Annotated in this window: 13 protein-coding genes; 4 read left to right on the top strand and 9 right to left on the bottom strand. The window is 52.4% G+C overall.

Going from position 1 to position 17,732, the window contains the following annotated elements; genetic code table 11:
- The first annotated feature begins 35 nt into the window (after positions 1–35).
- Positions 36–992, top strand: coding sequence for a pyridoxal-phosphate dependent enzyme (locus KK062_RS01460; RefSeq protein WP_254082452.1), 957 nt, complete (start codon positions 36–38; stop codon positions 990–992).
- Here KK062_RS01460 and KK062_RS01455 read toward each other — a convergent pair whose 3' ends face one another.
- Positions 993–1,904: a segregation and condensation protein A gene (locus tag KK062_RS01455; protein WP_317195729.1), complete on the bottom strand. Its 912-nt coding sequence runs from the start codon at positions 1,902–1,904 to the stop codon at positions 993–995.
- Between the two features lie 201 nt (positions 1,905–2,105).
- Between KK062_RS01455 and dxs the strand changes: the two genes are divergently transcribed.
- Together dxs and KK062_RS01445 are read left to right on the top strand one after the other, a co-directional pair.
- Positions 2,106–4,022: a 1-deoxy-D-xylulose-5-phosphate synthase gene (dxs, locus tag KK062_RS01450; RefSeq protein ID WP_254082451.1), complete on the top strand. Its 1,917-nt coding sequence runs from the start codon at positions 2,106–2,108 to the stop codon at positions 4,020–4,022.
- A 163-nt stretch (positions 4,023–4,185) separates the two neighbouring features.
- Positions 4,186–4,938, top strand: a complete 753-nt coding sequence (locus KK062_RS01445) for a DUF2975 domain-containing protein (RefSeq protein WP_254082450.1) — start codon at positions 4,186–4,188, stop codon at positions 4,936–4,938.
- Between the two features lie 332 nt (positions 4,939–5,270).
- Here KK062_RS01445 and KK062_RS01440 read toward each other — a convergent pair whose 3' ends face one another.
- The 7 genes from KK062_RS01440 to KK062_RS01410 all read right to left on the bottom strand — a co-directional run bounded on the left by KK062_RS01440 (position 5,271) and on the right by KK062_RS01410 (position 13,497).
- Positions 5,271–6,608, bottom strand: a complete 1,338-nt coding sequence (locus tag KK062_RS01440) for a TolC family protein (RefSeq protein WP_254082449.1) — start codon at positions 6,606–6,608, stop codon at positions 5,271–5,273.
- Complete coding sequence (locus tag KK062_RS01435) at positions 6,598–9,708, bottom strand: efflux RND transporter permease subunit (RefSeq protein WP_254082448.1); 3,111 nt, start codon at positions 9,706–9,708, stop codon at positions 6,598–6,600. The genes KK062_RS01440 and KK062_RS01435 overlap by 11 nt, the downstream gene beginning before the upstream one ends.
- 14 nt (positions 9,709–9,722) lie before the next feature.
- Positions 9,723–10,778 (bottom strand): efflux RND transporter periplasmic adaptor subunit, encoded by a 1,056-nt coding sequence (locus tag KK062_RS01430; RefSeq protein WP_254082447.1) that lies wholly within the window; start codon positions 10,776–10,778, stop codon positions 9,723–9,725.
- A 70-nt stretch (positions 10,779–10,848) separates the two neighbouring features.
- Positions 10,849–11,451: a dephospho-CoA kinase gene (gene coaE, locus KK062_RS01425; RefSeq protein ID WP_317195728.1), complete on the bottom strand. Its 603-nt coding sequence runs from the start codon at positions 11,449–11,451 to the stop codon at positions 10,849–10,851.
- A 4-nt stretch (positions 11,452–11,455) separates the two neighbouring features.
- On the bottom strand, positions 11,456–12,400 hold the full coding sequence (locus tag KK062_RS01420; RefSeq protein WP_254082446.1) for a YbbR-like domain-containing protein: 945 nt from the start codon (positions 12,398–12,400) through the stop codon (positions 11,456–11,458).
- Positions 12,401–12,469: 69 nt separating this feature from the next.
- Complete coding sequence (gene yajC / locus KK062_RS01415) at positions 12,470–12,781, bottom strand: preprotein translocase subunit YajC (RefSeq protein WP_254082445.1); 312 nt, start codon at positions 12,779–12,781, stop codon at positions 12,470–12,472.
- A 161-nt stretch (positions 12,782–12,942) separates the two neighbouring features.
- Complete coding sequence (locus KK062_RS01410) at positions 12,943–13,497, bottom strand: hypothetical protein (protein ID WP_254082444.1); 555 nt, start codon at positions 13,495–13,497, stop codon at positions 12,943–12,945.
- 159 nt (positions 13,498–13,656) lie between these two features.
- Between KK062_RS01410 and KK062_RS01405 the strand changes: the two genes are divergently transcribed.
- Positions 13,657–15,066, top strand: a complete 1,410-nt coding sequence (locus KK062_RS01405; protein ID WP_254082443.1) for a DEAD/DEAH box helicase — start codon at positions 13,657–13,659, stop codon at positions 15,064–15,066.
- A gap of 6 nt (positions 15,067–15,072) precedes the next feature.
- Here KK062_RS01405 and mutS read toward each other — a convergent pair whose 3' ends face one another.
- Positions 15,073–17,679: a DNA mismatch repair protein MutS gene (gene mutS / locus KK062_RS01400; protein ID WP_254082442.1), complete on the bottom strand. Its 2,607-nt coding sequence runs from the start codon at positions 17,677–17,679 to the stop codon at positions 15,073–15,075.
- Positions 17,680–17,732: the final 53 nt, after the last annotated feature.

The raw sequence follows: 17,732 nt of genomic DNA, 5'->3' as shown, positions 1-17,732 counted from the left end.
AATGTTTATAATGCCCCCGACTTTATACCTGTTCCATGATCACTTCTGCCACTATTCTTACCGCCCATGCCCGTATTCGGCCCTATATTCATCGTACCCCGGTCATGACCTCCGGGGGTATGGACCAACTGGCGGGTGGGTCGCTGTTTTTCAAGTGCGAGAATTTTCAAAAGGTCGGCGCCTTTAAGGCGCGGGGTGCTATGAATGCGGTGTTACAATTGTCGCCCGAGCAACGGGCGGCGGGAGTGGCTACACACTCGTCCGGTAACCATGCGCAGGCCATCGCCCGGTCGGCCAAGCTGCTGGGTATACGCGCCTATATTGTCATGCCCCGCACGGCACCCGCCGTCAAGAAACGCGGTGTGGAGGGTTATGGCGGCGAGATCTTCGAATGTGAGCCTACGCTACAGGCACGCGAAAGCATGTTGCAGGATGTTATTGCCAGGACCGGTGCGACAGAGATACATCCCTTCAACAACTATGACGTCATGGCCGGCCAGGCTACGGCTGCGCTGGAGCTATACCAGGAGGTGACGGACCTAGACATCATTCTGGCGCCTGTGGGCGGTGGCGGATTGCTGAGCGGTACCTCCATGGCTACACGGTATTTCTCGCCTCGTACAGTGGTGATCGCAGCGGAACCTGCCGGAGCTGACGATGCTTATCGCTCGATGCTCAGTGGGCAGCCTGAAGTATCACAGGCAAATTCTATTGCCGACGGGTTGTTGACTTCCCTGGGTGATAAGACCTTCCCCATTGTACGCGAAAACGTACAGCAGATCATTACTGTTACCGACGATGAGATCGTGCGGGCTATGCGCCACGTATGGGAGAAGATGAAAATTATCATTGAACCGTCCAGTGCCGTTCCCGTGGCGGCCGTGCTAAAGGCAGGCGACGTGTTTCGGGAGAAACGCACCGGTATAATTCTATCGGGCGGGAACGTGGATCTTGAACGGGCGCTGCAGCTTTTTCAGGAGCAGGGTAAATAGTTACGCTTCGTTGTTATCGGTATCGGCTTCCGGTTCGTCTTCGTCCTCCTCCTCGTCAGCGTTTTCACTGTCGAGCACGGCATCGCTGTTCGCCGAGGCGATAACATCGGATTGCTCGAACGGAACATTGTCCTCTTCCACAATGCTGGAAATTTCCAGCTGGTCGCCTTGATACTTGGTAATCCAGAAGTTGTTAAAGCCCTCTCCGACCTGGACGGCCAGGAGCTGGATTGCCAGCATTTCCAGGATAGCCAGAAAGTTAAAGATCAGCCCTAAGCGGGTAGGAAATGTCTCCAGCAGCTCGGCAAAAGACAAACGGCCGTGTTTGGTCACTTCGCTTATCAAATACTTCTTTTGGCCGTCTACCGTGTAGGGATATTGCACCACGTGGTGCACGGGTTTATTCTTCTCTGCCTCGAAGCGCTTTACCACACGCTCAAAGATCGTCATCAGCTTAAAGATGGTTACGTCTTGCAATTCGGCTTCGACGTTGGTGGTTTCGGACAGCGCTTTGAGCTCTTTTGCCAGGTTGCCACGCTTTTCTTTTTGCAGCTCGGTTTCCTCCATCTGGTGGAAGATATCTACCACCGATTTGTACTTTTTGTATTCCAGCAGGTGGCGTACCAGCTCTTCGCGGGGATCAATTTCGTTGCCCTGCTCATCCAACTGCGGACGCGGCAGCAGCATTTTGGATTTGATGCGCATCAGCGTGGCGGCCACGAGAATAAACTCGCTGGCAACTTCGATGTTGAGCTCTTCCATCTGCTGGATGTACGCCAGGAAATCGTTGGTGATGGTAGAAATCGGAATATCGTAAATATCCAATTCATCCCGTTCAATGAAGAACAGCAACAGATCGAACGGACCCTCGAAAAGGGGGAGTTTCACCTCAAAATTTTCCTGTGTCGTCATAAGCGTAGCCGGCAAATTTATTTATAATCCTACAAAAAGCCCCGATCGAAAAGAAATACTAATTTTGCGTATAGGTTTTCCCCAAAAAGCGGCATTCCGGGCCATTTTTCTCGTTTCCGGTCAACGTGCGGGGTTGTGTTATAAAACCCTTATCTTCGTTTTACGTGTTAAAGGAGCTATAATTTGTCTATAATTCCCTCTATGCTGATAACTCCGGGAAAATTGCTGGCGCAGATCAACTCACCAGACGATTTAAAGAAGTTGGACCAAGCACAATTGGTCCAGTTGAGTGACGAGCTCCGCCACTTTATCATTGATAACGTTTCCGTTTACGGCGGCCATTTCGGCGCCAGCCTCGGGGTAGTTGAGCTGACGGTTGCTCTTCACTACGTTTTTAACGCGCCGTACGATCAGCTGGTATGGGACGTAGGCCACCAGGCTTATGGCCACAAGATCCTGACCGGCCGCCGTGACGAGTTTCATACAAACCGTGTGTACAAGGGCCTTTCCGGATTCCCACGCCGCCACGAAAGCCCGTATGATGCTTTTGGCGTAGGCCATTCGTCGACATCTGTGTCGGCCGCCCTGGGTATGGCCGTAGCTTCCAAATACAAGGGTGAAGACCGCCAGCACATTGCCGTCATTGGCGACGGTGCGCTGACCGGAGGTATTGCCTTTGAAGGTATGAACCACGCCGGAGTGTCAGATTCCAACATTCTGATCATCCTGAACGATAACTGCATGGCGATCGACCCTAATGTGGGTGCGCTGAAAGATTATTTGACCGACATCACCACATCGCGTGCTTACAACAAGCTGAAAGACGAGGTGTGGAACCTGCTTGGTAAGCTTTCCAATTTTGGGAAGAGTGCTCAGGAGATTGCGTCGAAGGTTGAAACCGGGATTAAGTCGACCTTGCTTAGCCAGAGCAACTTCTTTGAGTCGCTTAACCTGCGTTATTTCGGTCCGGTAGACGGCCACGATGTAAATCATCTCGTGAACATTTTTGAGGACCTCAAGAATATCAAAGGCCCCAAGATCCTTCATTGTGTGACGGTGAAAGGCAAAGGCTACGCGCCCGCCGAAAAAGGCAACGCCACAACCTGGCATGCGCCGGGCACTTTTGACAAGATCACCGGTGAGATCTTCAAGAAAATACAAGACGTTCCGCAGCCGCCCAAATACCAGGATGTATTTGGCCATACGCTGGTGGAGCTGGCGCGCGCCAACGACAAGATCGTCGGCATCACACCCGCCATGCCTTCCGGTTCGTCGATGAACATCATGATGAAGGAGATGCCCGACCGCGCCTTCGACGTGGGCATTGCCGAGCAGCATGCTGTTACGTTTTCAGCGGGTCTTGCAACGCAGGGGCTAATCCCATTCTGTAACATCTATAGCTCGTTTATGCAGCGGGCCTACGACCAGGTTATACACGACGTGTGTATTCAAAACCTGCCCGTGAACTTCTGCCTGGATCGTGCCGGTTTTGCCGGTGCCGACGGCGCCACGCATCACGGCGCTTACGACCTTTCATTCTTCCGGTGTCTCCCCAACATGATCGTGTCGGCGCCGATGAATGAAGAAGAATTACGCGACCTTTTATATACTGCTCAGCTGCCGCGCGCCGAACAAGCATTCTCTATTCGTTACCCCCGTGGGCAAGGCGTGATGCCGGAATGGCGCACAGCCATGAAAGCTATTACCATTGGCACGGGCCGGATTTTGCGCGAAGGTCATGATCTGGCAATCCTGTCGATAGGCCATGTCGGCAATTACGCCGCAGAGGTTTGTGACGCGCTGGCGGAACAGAACATCCGCATTGGCCATTATGATATGCGGTTTGTGAAGCCGCTGGATGAAGCGCTGCTGCACGCCATCTTTGCCCGTTACAAGAAAGTGCTGACGATTGAAGACGGCTGCCTGCCGGGCGGCTTTGGCAGTGCCATTCTCGAATTCATGGCCGATCATCACTACAACGCAGAGGTACGGCGCCTGGGCATTCCCGACAAGGTGGTGGAACATGGAGAGCAGTCCGAGCTGCACCACGAATGTGGATTTGATGTGGCTGGCATCGAACGCGCCGTGGCCGAAATGTTGGAATTAGTGTCGCGTTAGTACTGTTGAAAAGCGACGGATCATTTTTTCATTCATCCTACAAAAATCGCTAAAACTGTATTAAATTGTGTTGATTTCTCTGTTAACGCACTTTTCGCGCTAGGTTTAATAAAAACCGACTTTTATATTTGCTATCAGGAACAATAATAACCAACCGATAATCATGAACGAAATAGTAGATCCACACCAGTATGATTCCTGGAATGAGATGGCCCGAAATATTGCCTTTGCGGGCTGGGCGATTGCCATCCTGATCATCTTGTATCATGTGGTCCGTCTGTTGACGATGAGCGATGCCAAATCGAAGTATGATTACATCAACAAAAGCGAGATCCGTACGCTGTGGATTGCAGCGGTTATTCTGGTCATCGGCTGCTGTTTCTATGCCAACGCCAACATCGTAGAGTTAGGCCCCCTGTGGATCTTCGTGCGCGGCTTCACTACCTTCGCCATGGGTATGATCGTAGCGTTGATCATCCAAAACCTCCTGAAATTCTACTATCCGTTCTTTATCGAAAAACGTCTTAAAGTACTGCGTTATAAGCCCCGTGTTTCTCCGAAAACAGGCAAGGCGATGAAGCTGCTGAGCGAAGAAGAAGAAGATGCCTACCTCGACGAAGGTATGCAAGCGGAAGAGAACGTATTCTCCATCGACTATGACGTGTGGAAAGACGAAGAAACTGGCTACGTGAAAATCGAGCGTTACTCGGGTCACCTGCACGCCCTGCAATGCCCTGAGTGTAACTACCAGACCTTTAAAGTGGTTCGCGAAGAAATTCTGAAGAACCCTACGCCGGTTGAAGAAGGCGAGCTGCTGAAGCACTATCAGTGCGGCTACTGCGGTTATAAGGCTAAGAAAACTGTCACGCTGAGAATCTCTGGTAAATTCGAAGAGTCTTCTGCTGCGACGGTGTAAGCTGTCGAGTATATACTATCAAAGACCCGAAGGATTTTCCTTCGGGTTTTTTTGTGTCTTTTGGGGCGTGACAACCGTGGGTCTAGCAGTTAAGATTGTCTTGATGACAATTTCGGTGGATTTGTCGGTGTGGATGGGTGCGAACCTGTCTGCCGGTGGTATTAAACTGCCGAGGTGCCCGACGCCAGTCTTCAGACTGGCATTGGGGTAGGTCCAAGTCGCCCTCCCTTCGGTCGGAAGACTTGAACCAGATGCCGGTAGAACAAAACCGGCCCATTCCAGAAGGAATGAGCCGGCGATTTAATTGGGTTGTTTCAAATTCTTGTTGCCACTTACTTTAGCAGTGCGCCTTTCAATCGGAGCAGCTCTGTCTCGGCGGCCTTGGAGAGGTAGCGCGCATTGATCAGGCGGGTATAGGCTTCGGCCAGGCTTTGCTGTGCTGTACGTAATTCAATGTAAGTAATAATGCCACGTTTGAAGCCTTCCAGAGCAATGAAGACGTTGTCTTTCGCAAAGAGGATGTTCTCCTCTTCCACCAGCAGCACCTTGCGCGCATTATCGTAGTTTACGTAGGCGTTGCGGACAGAGAAGTCTATGACCACCTTGGCCTGGCTGTATAGCACGCGCTGGCGGTCCAGGAAGATGTTGGCCTGTTGAATGTTGCGGCGTGTGACGAAGTTGTTGAGGATTGGCAACGTCAGCGTAAAACCATAGTTATAGCCGTTGCTTCTGCTGAAGAGGGCTGAGAACGGGTTGATGAGAAGTGTATTGTTGGTCTCTGACCAGTTATAGGCAGCATTGAATGCCAGCACGGGCGACATCTCTGCGCGACGTTCGTGCAGTGACAGGCGGGCTGCTTCCGTGTTGAGGTTTAATGTCTGTAGCGCGAAGTTGGTGGTCTCAATATTGGTCTGAATATCTTCCAACTTCAACTCGAGGTTTACGACAATGGTATCTGCCACCTCGTATACCGACGGCAGCTGCTGGCCTACCATTGTATTGAGTTGTTCCTTCAGGCTGGTGATGGCGGCCTCCTGTTGCAATGCCTGGGTTCGCTGCGCATTATAGTCGACACGCGCTTGCAGCAGCTCCGGTTTGCCGCCGGTGCCGACCTGCAGCTTGCGGTCTGCCAGTTTTACGCGCTCTTCGCTGACAGCCATTTGCTCCAGGATGGCTTTGAGCTGTTGCTTTTGCCGCACGATGTCGTAGTAGCCGGTGATGACGTTGGCGATCGTGTTTACCATTTGGTCTTTGATGGCCAGCTGACCCATGGCGTTGATGGTTTTGATACGATCGAGCGTAGCAAACATCCTGGTACCGTCAAACAGTGTCCAGTTGAGCGCAACGGATGCTGCTGTATTTTTTGATTCGGCTTTACCGCTGTTGTTGCGGGTGGCGTCTTCAAAGCGCAGGCTTTGCTCGTTATTGTTCCAGATTACGGCGCCCTGTGCGTTCAGCTGCGGAAGGAAAGCTCCATTAGCATACCGGCGATCGGCAGCGTATGATTCGGCTGTGTTACGCGCGAGGATAACGTCGAAGTTACGCTCGAGCGCCATGCCAATGACCTGGTCGAGCGTTACCTGCTCAGCCTGTGGCCCGGCCTGTTGTGCGTACAGACAGCCTGTAAGAAAGAAGTATGTTAAAAGCGATGCCGGAAGTTTAATTTTCATATACCAATTCCTTATGCGAAGGTGTTGTGGGTGTGTTGCTGCCAAACTCTACATGCTTTCTGGCACGCGAGAGATACGAGTATACAGCAGGAATAACAAACAGTGTGAGAATGAGCGAGAACATGATACCCCCGACAATAACAATGCCCAGGGGCTTGCGGCTCGTGGAGGCTGCGCCCAGCGACAGGGCCAGTGGCAGCGAGCCCAGTGCCATGGCAAGGCTTGTCATGAGAATGGGGCGCAGACGCATGCGCGATGCTTCCAGCACCGCTTCGATCTTGCTCATGCCCTCTTCGCGTTTCTGGTTGGCGAACTCTACAATGAGGATGCCGTTCTTCGTTACCAGACCGATCAGCATGATCATCCCGATCTGCGAGAAGATGTTGTTGGTTTGATCAAAGAGATACAGCGACAGGAATGCGCCGCAGAACGCCAGCGGCACCGTGATCATGATGATCAGGGGATCAATAAAGCTTTCAAACTGCGCTGCCAGAATGAGGTAGATCAGCAGCAAGGCCAGGATCAATGCAAAGGAAGTATTGCCCGAGCTCTCCGCGTAATCGCGCGAAGCACCGGAAAGGGACGTCGTAAAGGTCTCGTCGAGAAGTTCGTCGGCGATCTTTTCCATCTCTTTAATGCCATCACCAACGGTCTTGCCCGGCGCAAGACCCGCTGAGATCGTAGCGGATTTATAGCGGTTAAAGTGGTAGAGGGCTGGCGGCGTGGTGGACTCCACTACCGATACGACGTTGTCAAGTGAAATAAGCTGACCAGACCCCGTGCGTACATACAGGTTCTTGAGGTCGTCTGGATCGTCACGGTCTATGCGCATTACCTGGCCCATCACCTGGTATTGTTTACCCTCTTTGGTGAAGTACCCAAAGCGCAGGTTACTATAGGCGAGTTGCAGGGTCTGGGCAATGTCTTGTACGCTAATGCCCAGCTGTGTGGCTTTGAGGCGATTGATTGCCACGCGCAGTTCCGGCTTATTAAATTTGAGGTCGGAGTCTATACCCTGGAGTACGGGGTTTGCAGACACGGCCTCCAGAAATTTGGGAAGCACTTCCCGTAACTTATCGAAGTTATTGTTCTGGACAACAAACTGTACGGGTAAACCACCCCGGCGGTTTACCGCGATGGTTTGTTCCTGAATGGCAAAGGCCCTGCCGCTGGGAAACTTGTTGAGGTTCTTGCTTACGGCTTCCACGATTTCCTGCTGGGATCGTGCTCGCTCGTTAGGATCTGTTAGGGTAACGCGTACAAAGCCGCTATTCACCGAGCCGGCGCCCGAGAAGCCGGGAGCGGTAACAGACAAGGCTGTTTCATACTCGGGCACGGAATCCTGAACATACGTTACCATCTGCTGCACGTAATTGTCCATGAAGTCGTAGGATGTACCCTCTACTGCCTGCAGTGTCAGTCGGAACTGGTTGCGGTCTTCCATCGGGGCGAGCTCCGATTGCATGGTCGAGAAGATCAGAAAGAAGACACCCACGCAGGCGAGAATGACGATGAACGACACCCAGCGGAAGCGCATAAAACTCGCTAAGATGCGTCTATAGCCATCTTCCATGCCCGTGAAGAAAGGTTCTGTTACGCGATAGAACCAGGAGTGCTCGTGGTGTGAGCGAGTCAGCTTAACGCTTAGTACCGGCGTGAGCGTAAGCGACACGAAGCAGGAGATCAATACCGCACCTGCGACAACAATACCAAACTCGCGGAACAGTCGGCCAACAAAACCTTGCATAAACACCACAGGCAGAAACACGACGGCCAGCGTGATCGACGTGGCGATAACGGCAAAGAAGATTTCCTTTGAGCCTTCCGCTGCTGCCTGGTATTTGTTCATACCCTGCTCCAACTTTTTATAGATATTTTCCGTCACCACAATACCATCGTCCACCACAAGGCCCGTGGCCAGTACGATGCCGAGCATGGTTAGTACGTTTATCGAGAAGCCGCACAAATACATGATAAAGAAGGTGGCGACGAGTGACACGGGTATATCAATCAGCGGACGGATGGCAATGACAAAGTCGCGGAAGAACAAGTATATGATCAATACCACCAGCAGGAAAGATATGAGCAGGGTTTCTTCTACTTCGGAGATCGAGCGGGTAATGAATATCGTCTGATCCATGGCGATGGAGAGCGTAATGTCTTCCGGCACTTCCTTCTTGATCTGCTCCAGGCGTTTATAGAATTCGTCGGCGATTTCGACATAATTAGAGCCTGGTAGCGGCACCAACGCCAAACCGACCATGGGGATGTTGCTTTCGCGCAATACTGATTCTTCGTTCTCCGGGCCGAGCACCGCCTGGCCTATATTTTTCAAACGTATGTCTCCTTGCGGTGTAGAGCGCACGATGACGTTGTTAAAATCTTCTTCGGTATATAACCGGCCGAAGGTGCGCACGGTCAATTCCGTAGAGTTGCCTGCAATCTTGCCCGAGGGCAGCTCTACGTTTTCTTTGTTTAACGCGGTTTGTATATCGAGCGGTGTAAGGTTGTATGCGCTAAGCTTGCCGGGATCAAGCCAGATGCGCATGGCATATTTTTTCTCACCCCAGATCTGAATGCTGCTGACACCTGGTATAGTCTGCAGGCGTTCCACCAGCACGTTATTACAATACTCGGTCAGCTCCAGCGGGTTCTTCGTATTGCTTTGCACCGTCATGGTAATGATGGCGTCGGAATTAGCGTCGGCCTTTGATACGATGGGCGGGCCGGGAAGATCGTCTGGCAGCGAGCGGCTGGCTTGTGATACTTTGTCGCGTACGTCGTTGGCAGCGGCCTCCATGTCCACACCCAGCTCGAACTCAACGTTGATGTTGCTTCTGCCCATGCTGGAAATGGAGGTCATATTTTTGATACCGGCAATGCCGTTGATGGATTTCTCCAACGGCTCGGTGATCTGTGACTCGATGATGTCAGCGTTGGCACCCGAATAGTTAGTGCTGACGTTTACGTTAGGCGGGTCGATGGCGGGATAATCGCGTACGCCCAGGAAGTTAAATCCGATCACGCCAAACAGCACTAGGATGATGTTCATCACAAACGCCAGTACTGGCCGGCGAAGGCTTATTTCAGAAATGTTCATTGCGAGTAACCGTGTTAGAGCGTCTTAACCTTTCCAATCTTCACTTTCGAGTTGGGCCGTATGGCCATCAGTCCTGATGTGATAACGGTATCACCGACCTTTAGTCCGTTCAGGATCTGCACATAGGCAGAGTCGCGCAGACCGGTTTCCACCACGGTATACTGCACGCTGTCTTTTCTCAATACAATAACCTGCTTGTCGCGCGCTGTGGGTATGATCGCTTGCGAGGGCACCATCAGGGCCTGGTTATCTTTACCCAGTTGCAGGTTCACACGGGCAAACACGCCCGGCACCAATTCGGGGTGGCGAGCGTTTACCACGGCGCGTACTTTCAGGGTGCGCGTGTTTTGGTCTACGCTGCTCTCTGTTGCGAGCACAGTTGCTTTATGTGTTTGTTTGCCACCATCCACGGTAAATTGTACGGTATACCCTTTAGTGATATCCTTCGCATATTTCTCGGGCACGGAGAATTCAAGTTTGAGCTGATCTACCTGGCGTAGCGTGGTGATGATGTCTGCGGGTGCAATAAATGCACCCAGGCTGATCGTACGCAGGCCGATGCGGCCGGTATACGGTGCGCGGATTTCTGTTTTGGCAATGGCAATGCGTGTGGTCTCGATGTCGGCTTTGAGATTCTCCACATCGAGCGCGGCGAGGTCGTAGTCTTGTTGGCTGATGCCGTTGATCGCTACCAGCTCGCGGTTACGCTCTTCGGTTTTTTCTTTGATCTTGAGCTGTACTTCGAGTTTGCGCAGCTGTGCTTGCAGGTCTTCGTCGAAGAGCTTTACCAGCAGCGTTCCTTTGCTTACCAGGCTTCCTTCCTGAATGTTGAGCTTGACAATGCGGCCGTCCACCTCGGCGCGAATCTGTGTTTCCTCAAAGGGCAGCAGCGAGCCCGGTACTTCGATCTTTTCGCTCACGGAGCTTACGCCTACGAGAAATCCGTCGGCCAGGACAGGGCCGCTATTGCGTCCGCGTCCGCCCGCGCCGGGGGCGTCTTTCTTTTTCGAATGGCAGGCACCGGCGATAAGGGCTCCGGCGATCAATACGATTGCTATATTACGTTTCATGCTGTAAGTGTCGGTACTAAATGTTGGCGGTCGTCACACTAATCCTGCCGGGATTAAAGTGTGTGTACGGTCAGGCATTCCCCTGTAAAAGGCGATGGTGTAATGCGAGCACCTGGGGAATGACAAGGATCGAGTCATCGTTGTAAATTATATCGTCGGCAAGGGCCTTTTTTTCTTCTTCTGACAGCTGCTTCCGGATGATGGCCCGCACTTGTTCTTCGGGTCTGTTGTCGCGTTTCATCACCCGGCGGATGCGTACATCTTCCGGTGCATACACCACAATGGTCTGGTCCAGCAGCCGGTACACACCGGTCTCAAATAACAGCGCGGCTTCACGAACGACATAGGGCTTGTCCCTATACCGATCAGTCCATTGAGCGAAGTCATGCCGCACGCGCGGGTGTACGAGGCCGTTGAGTATATCCAGCTTCTTTTGCTGGTTAAAGACCACTTCGCCCAGGTACTTGCGGTTCAGCGTACCATCGCTTACGTACGACAAATCACCGAATTCTTTCTTTATCTGCGATATGAGAATTCCATCGGTGGTCATTAGTTCTTTCGCATGGCTGTCAGCATCATACACAGGAATTCCCAGGCATGCGAAGATTTTGGTGACCAGGGATTTCCCCGAGCCAATGCCGCCGGTAATGCCGATCTGCAGAGGTTTGTGCACAATATTAGAATTTAACGACGATGGAATCCACCGACAGCACCCGACTGTATGGCGGCAGCCCCTGTATAACCGGTAACACCCGCTTAACACCTTTTGAAAAGCTCTTCAAATCTACAACGGCATTGACCGAGTCGTGGTTATAGCTTTTTAAAAAACGTTGGGGAATGGCCAGTGTGCAGGGCAGCTGGTGGACACCCAGCGACGGCCGGGCACCTTTCGGCAGGTTGATGATCTTTAAGGTAATAGAATCTTTGATGACGGTGAGCGGGTCAACGTTAAACCGTACCGCCACGGTCGGTGGGTCGCGGCGAATGAGGTCTTCGTTTACAAATTTCACTTCTACATCTTCCGAAAAGTTTTCGTCGATGTTGCGTTGGGATAATTTCAGGTATACGGGCTCCGACAGCGCCATGACCAGTTTCCAGGGGCCTTCGATGAAGATCGAGTCGGGCGAGATTGTTGCATTACTTGTTATGGCATAACCCTTTCGAAACAGAATGTTTGGAGAGTCGAGGGCAAGGCTTATCCAACGTGTGCCTTTCGGCTCCAATGCAATGCGGAGTGTATCGGACAACACGAAGTTGATCTCGAAGCGTTCGAGCTGGTTGGCAAACAACGGCGGCAGTGTGCTGCCTACAATTTTTCTGATCTCCGACGGGCGTTCCAGGGGAATCACCAGTGGCGGCACTTTCAGTCCGAGGCTGCGGCGAAAGAGATCCCAACCCGGACCGGTAACATTGATGCGGACGCTCCTGGGGAGCGGGTGTATCGCTACGTAGTCCTCTTCCACATAGTCGAACGACAGTGGGAAGCTGATGTTGGTAGTATACTTTTTGTTGAGCGCATTAAAAAACCAGAAGACCGTGGCGGCGAAGACGCATAACACCACGGGCTTCCAGTTTCTCCGGTTAAACCGTAAAAGATTGAATATGGAATTGATGACGCTCATTCTTTTGCGCAGTATCCCTGCAACACCCGTGCCCGGCGCGGGTATCGACCGGGTGGTGAGGTCAACGGGTTAGGATGCCTTCTTGGTTGTGTAAGCTTTGGTTGCTTCCATCGAGATGGCCGATTTGTTAAAGCGAATGCGGCCGCCTTTTTCAACTTCGAGAATAAAGGTATCGCCTTCTGTCTCGGCTACCGTGCCGTGGGCACCGCCGACGGTGATAACATAATCGCCACGTTTGACTTCTTCATTGAATTTCTTTTGGTCCTTTTGCTTCTTTTGCTGCGGACGGATCATGAAGAAATAGAATATGACGATGATCGCGCCGAAGACAATGAGGCTCTGTGGTTGGAATCCCTGTGCTTGTGCCAGAATTGAATACATAAGAATTTATAAGTTTTAAGGGCTCAAAGGTATCCTAATTACGACAAACATACCAGCCCGCTCGCGGGAATTGGGGGCGCCGTGCTTTCCGTAAAAAAAGAACCCGGCGGGCGCAAAGCCCGGCCGGGTGTCTTTAACCTGTAAATAAAAATCGTCAGACCTTACTCCTGATCGGCGGCGTCTGCCTTTTCGAGCTCCTCGTCGACGATCTTCTCGATGGTCTCGCGCTGCCGCTCGTCGATGGTCTTGTCTACTTTCGCCTGCTTTTTCATAAAACGCAGCATGGCGTTCTTCTTGATCTCGTAAGCGATAAAGACGGTATATTCGTTAGACTTGCTGTTGAAGTATTTCTTCTCGTCCATCTTGCGCAGGTCGGCCATGTTGGTGTTCATGACCTGCCGCACCAGGCTTTGAAATTTATCTGCTACGTCGGCGGCATTGGCATTTTCGGTCTGGCCGAGGTATTGGTCGGCTACCTGCTTCATGGTGGTGTTTATCTGGCCTGCCAGCTCGGCTTTGGCGTCGATGTCGGCCTTGCCGTGGGCAATGTTATCCTGCGAGCTGACGCCCTTGCCGGAGGCCCGCCAGAAGCGATTGTTGGATTGGTAAGCATTGCCTTGAAAAGGCTCTTTTACTTTCGTGCCGAACGGGCTCGAGGCGCAGGCTGTGAGCAAGGCCAGGGCCAGCACGGTGGTTAATCGACAAAGCGTCTGCATAAAGCTGGTTTATGCGTTTAAAAGTACGAAAAATTGTGCCAGAGATGGCAAGTTCTTGGCTGGCTGGAAAAATTGGAGTAAATCGCATAAACATTCAGCCCCGCGCCTGCCATTGTTTGTTTTGTAAAGATTGATACTGAACTGTAAAAACTTTTTTTCTTGACTTTCGAGGACTTTAAATTCGATGAGAAGCTGCTGGACGGCTTGTCGTCGATGGGTTATACCAAACCCACACCGATTCAGGGACAGGCCATTCCGATGATCCTGGAGAATCACGACGTGATAGCCTGTGCACAAACCGGCACTGGAAAGACCGCTGCCTACATTCTGCCCATCCTGAACAAAATACTGCACGCAGATCACCGGCATCTGAATACGCTCGTCATTGCGCCCACGCGCGAGCTGGCACAACAGATCGACCAACAGATCGAAGGCTTTGCTTATTTCCTGGGCGTAAGCTCCATTCCCGTTTACGGTGGTGGTGACGGCGCTACGTGGGACCAGCAACGGAAAGCGCTCGAGCAAGGCGCCGACATCATCATTGCCACACCCGGCCGGCTCATTGCCCTGCTGGCTGCCGGCACCATTAAGTTCGATCACCTCGAGCACCTTGTGCTTGACGAGGCGGACCGCATGCTCGACATGGGCTTCTACGACGATATCGTGAAGATCATCAATTACCTGCCCAAGAAGCGGCAGACACTGCTGTTCTCCGCCACGATGCCGCCCAAGATCCGCACGCTGGCGACCAAAATCTTACAAGATCCCAAAGAGATCAGCATCGCTATTGCTAAACCTGCCGCCGGCATTTTGCAGCAGGCATATGTGGTACACGATGCTCAGAAAAGTGCTGTGTTGAAGCACGTGCTCAAGACGGTAGCGTGGAAAAGCGCTATCCTCTTTGCCTCGACAAAAGAGACTGTTAAAAAACTCGACACGGTATTTCAGCGCAGTGGCTTGCAGGTCCGTGCGTTTCACTCCGACCTTGAGCAACAAGAGCGTGAAGAAATTCTCCGTGCGTTTAAGAATAAACAAGTAAACATACTCATCGGTACCGACGTGTTGTCACGGGGTATTGACGTAGAAGGAATCAGCCTGGTGATAAACTGGGATGTGCCGCCCGATCCGGAAGATTATGTTCACCGCATAGGTCGTACGGCCCGTGCCGAGACCACCGGCACCGCGGTGACGCTGATCAACGAACGCGATCAGCGCAAATTCTATAGCATCGAAACGCTTATCGACACCGTTATTCCGAAATTGCCGTTGCCGCCTGAAGCGGGCGAAGGCCCGGAATACGAGCCCCAGAAAAAGAGGGCCATCTCGGGTCACGGCCGCGGAGGTGGCGGTGGTCGCTCGGGCGGTAGTGGTGGTGGCCGGGGTGGACACGGCGGTCATGGCAAGCCCCGCGGCGAAGGCAATGCCAGTGGTGCCAGCTCGAAAGCCAACGGTAGCGATAGCGGCGGTCGTCGTCGTCCGAATCGACGCCGAGGTGGAAATGGCGGCGGAGATAACAAAGGAAATACCGGCAATGCCGGAGGGAATACAGGAAACACAGGGGCGGTATAAGCCCCTTTATTTTTTTAGTACGGTAATCAGATCGTTCAGCTTGAGTAGTGCCTCTACAGGGCTGATGGTATTGATATCGATCTTAGCAAGCTTTTCTTCGATCTCGGCGAAGCGCGGATCGGCCGCGAACAGGCTCATTTGCGGTGTGGCCACCGGTATATTTTCCATTCGCTTTTTGTCTTCGTTCTTGTGCTTGTCCTTTTCGAGGAAGTGCAAGATCTCATTCGCGCGCAGCACGATACGGTTCGGCATACCCGCCAGCTGCGCTACGTGGATACCAAAGCTGTGCTCGCTTCCACCTTCTTTCAGCTTGCGCATAAAGATGATCTTGTCGCCCACTTCTTTTACCGATACGTTAAAGTTACGCACGCGCGTCAGGTCTTCTTCGAGCTGGTTCAGCTCGTGGTAGTGTGTGGCGAAAAGCGTCTTAGGCTTAAAGTCTTTGTGGTTATGTAAATATTCTACGATGGCCCAGGCAATCGATACACCGTCGTAGGTGCTGGTGCCACGGCCGATCTCGTCCATCAGGATCAGGCTGCGGTTGCTGAGGTTGTTCAGAATGCTGGCGGTCTCGATCATTTCCACCATAAACGTCGACTCTCCTTTCGACAGGTTGTCGGACGCACCCACGCGTGTAAAAACTTTGTCGACAATACCGATGGACGCGGCCTCTGCGGGCACAAAGCTACCTATCTGTGCCAGCAGCACGATGAGCGCCGTCTGGCGCAACAAAGCGGATTTACCGGCCATGTTCGGCCCCGTGATGATCAGCACCTGTTGCTTTTCGCTGTCGAGGTATATATCGTTTGGAATATAGGGCTCGCCTACCGGCAGTTGCTTTTCGATGACCGGGTGACGCCCCGCTTTGATGTCGAGAATATAGGAGTCGTTGATCTGCGGGCGGGTATAACGATTGGCGCGCGCCACAACAGCAAAGGATAGCAGGCAGTCGAGTTGTGCCAATACCCGTGCGTTGAGCTGGATCTGTGGAATAAACGCAGCTGCCGCGGCAATGAGGCCGTTAAAGATGCGCTGCTCGATCACGATTAGCTTATCTTCTGCGTTCAGGATCTTTTCTTCGTATACTTTCAGCTCTTCGGTGATATACCGCTCGGCATTCACCAGCGTTTGTTTCCGGATCCAATCCGACGGCACCTTGTCTTTGTTGGCGTTGCTTACTTCGAGGTAATAACCAAAGACCTTGTTGTAGGAAATCTTGAGGGAGCCTATGCCGGTGCGCTCTACCTCGCGCTTCTGGATCTGCAGCAGGTAGTCTTTGCCTGAATAAGAGATCTTTTGCAGCTCATCCAGCTCAGCGTCGATACCTTCTTTGATGAGGTTGCCCTGGTTGATGGCGATGGAAACATCTTCGCGTAACTCCTGCTCGATCTTCGCTACCAATGATTCGCACAGGTGCAGCTGGCTGGCCAGGCGTTGCAGGCCGGGCGTGCTCTGCTGGCTAAGCTCATGGAGGATGGGCTCGATTGCTTTTAGCGAGCGCTTCAGCTGCAGCATCTCGCGTGGGTTGATGCGGTTTACGGCTACCTTCGAGATGAGTCGCTCCAGGTCTGCAATCTGCTTGAGCGGCTCCACGAGTGCTTCGGTCAGGTTGTTGTCGGCATAAAACGTGTCCACTATCGCCAGGCGCTCTTCAATGGCATCTTTCTCTTTCAACGGCAGGATCATCCACTTGCGCAGCTGACGCGAGCCCATGGGGGTTACCGTGCGGTCTACGATGTCGATCAGCGGCACACCGCCGTCTTGCTGAGACGTAACGATCTCCAGGTTGCGTACGGTAAATCGATCAAGCCACACATACCGATCTTCGTCAATGCGGGCGATCGACGCAATGTGTGATGTATCTTTGTGCTCGGTGTCTTCGAGGTAATGCAGTATGGCGCCGGCTGCAACGATGGCTTCTGTATAGTCTTCTACGCCAAAGCCCTTCAGCGTGGTGGTCTTAAAATGCTTCGTCAGCTTTTCATATCCATAGTCGTAGCCATAGATCCAATCTTCCAGCGCATATGTGCTGTAGTCGTTGCTGAAGAGGCTATCGAACCTGGCGCGGAACTGTTTGCAATAAATTACTTCCGACGGCGCAAAGCCTTGAATGAGCTTGAGAACATACGTTTCGTTGCCTTGTGCGGCATAGAACTCTCCGGTAGACAGGTCGAGGAAGGCCACGCCAAAAGCGTCTTTTGTACAAAAGACGGATGCCAGGAAGTTGTTTTGCTTGCGGTTGAGTACGTTGTCGTTAAATGACAGGCCGGGTGTTACCAGCTCGGTCACGCCGCGCTTCACAATGCCCTTTACAAAGCGGGGGTCTTCCAGCTGGTCGCAGATGGCCACCCGGTAGCCGGCACGTACCAGCTTGGGCAAGTAGGTGTCAAGGGCGTGGTGGGGAAAGCCTGCCAGGGCGGTTTCGGAGGCCGAGCCGTTGCCGCGTTTGGTAAGTACAATGTCGAGTACCTTGCTGGCCGTCATGGCATCATGTCCGAAGGTTTCGTAAAAATCACCCACACGGAAGAGGAGGACTGCACCGGGGTACTTTGCCTTCAGGGCATTGTATTGCTTCATCAACGGTGTTTCAGCAGAGGTCTTGGTTTCGGCCATGGGGCAAATTAAATACTTTTTCTTTTGTTTGCGGAAGGATTCACTCGTCTGAT

This window comes from Dawidia cretensis, assembly GCF_018598175.1.
Classification (GTDB): domain Bacteria; phylum Bacteroidota; class Bacteroidia; order Cytophagales; family Cyclobacteriaceae; genus Ohtaekwangia; species Ohtaekwangia cretensis.
The sequence above is the reverse complement of the archived record's forward strand: the minus strand, read 5'-3'. Positions and strand labels throughout refer to the sequence as shown.

Coding starts and splice junctions, on each gene's coding strand:
- KK062_RS01460 (WP_254082452.1), top strand. CDS start 36: ATGATCACTTCTGCCACTATTCTTACCGCCCATGCCCGTATTCGGCCC.
- KK062_RS01455 (WP_317195729.1), bottom strand. CDS start 1,904: ATGACGACACAGGAAAATTTTGAGGTGAAACTCCCCCTTTTCGAGGGT.
- dxs (WP_254082451.1), top strand. CDS start 2,106: ATGCTGATAACTCCGGGAAAATTGCTGGCGCAGATCAACTCACCAGAC.
- KK062_RS01445 (WP_254082450.1), top strand. CDS start 4,186: ATGAACGAAATAGTAGATCCACACCAGTATGATTCCTGGAATGAGATG.
- KK062_RS01440 (WP_254082449.1), bottom strand. CDS start 6,608: ATGAAAATTAAACTTCCGGCATCGCTTTTAACATACTTCTTTCTTACA.
- KK062_RS01435 (WP_254082448.1), bottom strand. CDS start 9,708: ATGAACATTTCTGAAATAAGCCTTCGCCGGCCAGTACTGGCGTTTGTG.
- KK062_RS01430 (WP_254082447.1), bottom strand. CDS start 10,778: ATGAAACGTAATATAGCAATCGTATTGATCGCCGGAGCCCTTATCGCC.
- KK062_RS01420 (WP_254082446.1), bottom strand. CDS start 12,400: ATGAGCGTCATCAATTCCATATTCAATCTTTTACGGTTTAACCGGAGA.
- yajC (WP_254082445.1), bottom strand. CDS start 12,781: ATGTATTCAATTCTGGCACAAGCACAGGGATTCCAACCACAGAGCCTC.
- KK062_RS01410 (WP_254082444.1), bottom strand. CDS start 13,497: ATGCAGACGCTTTGTCGATTAACCACCGTGCTGGCCCTGGCCTTGCTC.
- mutS (WP_254082442.1), bottom strand. CDS start 17,679: ATGGCCGAAACCAAGACCTCTGCTGAAACACCGTTGATGAAGCAATAC.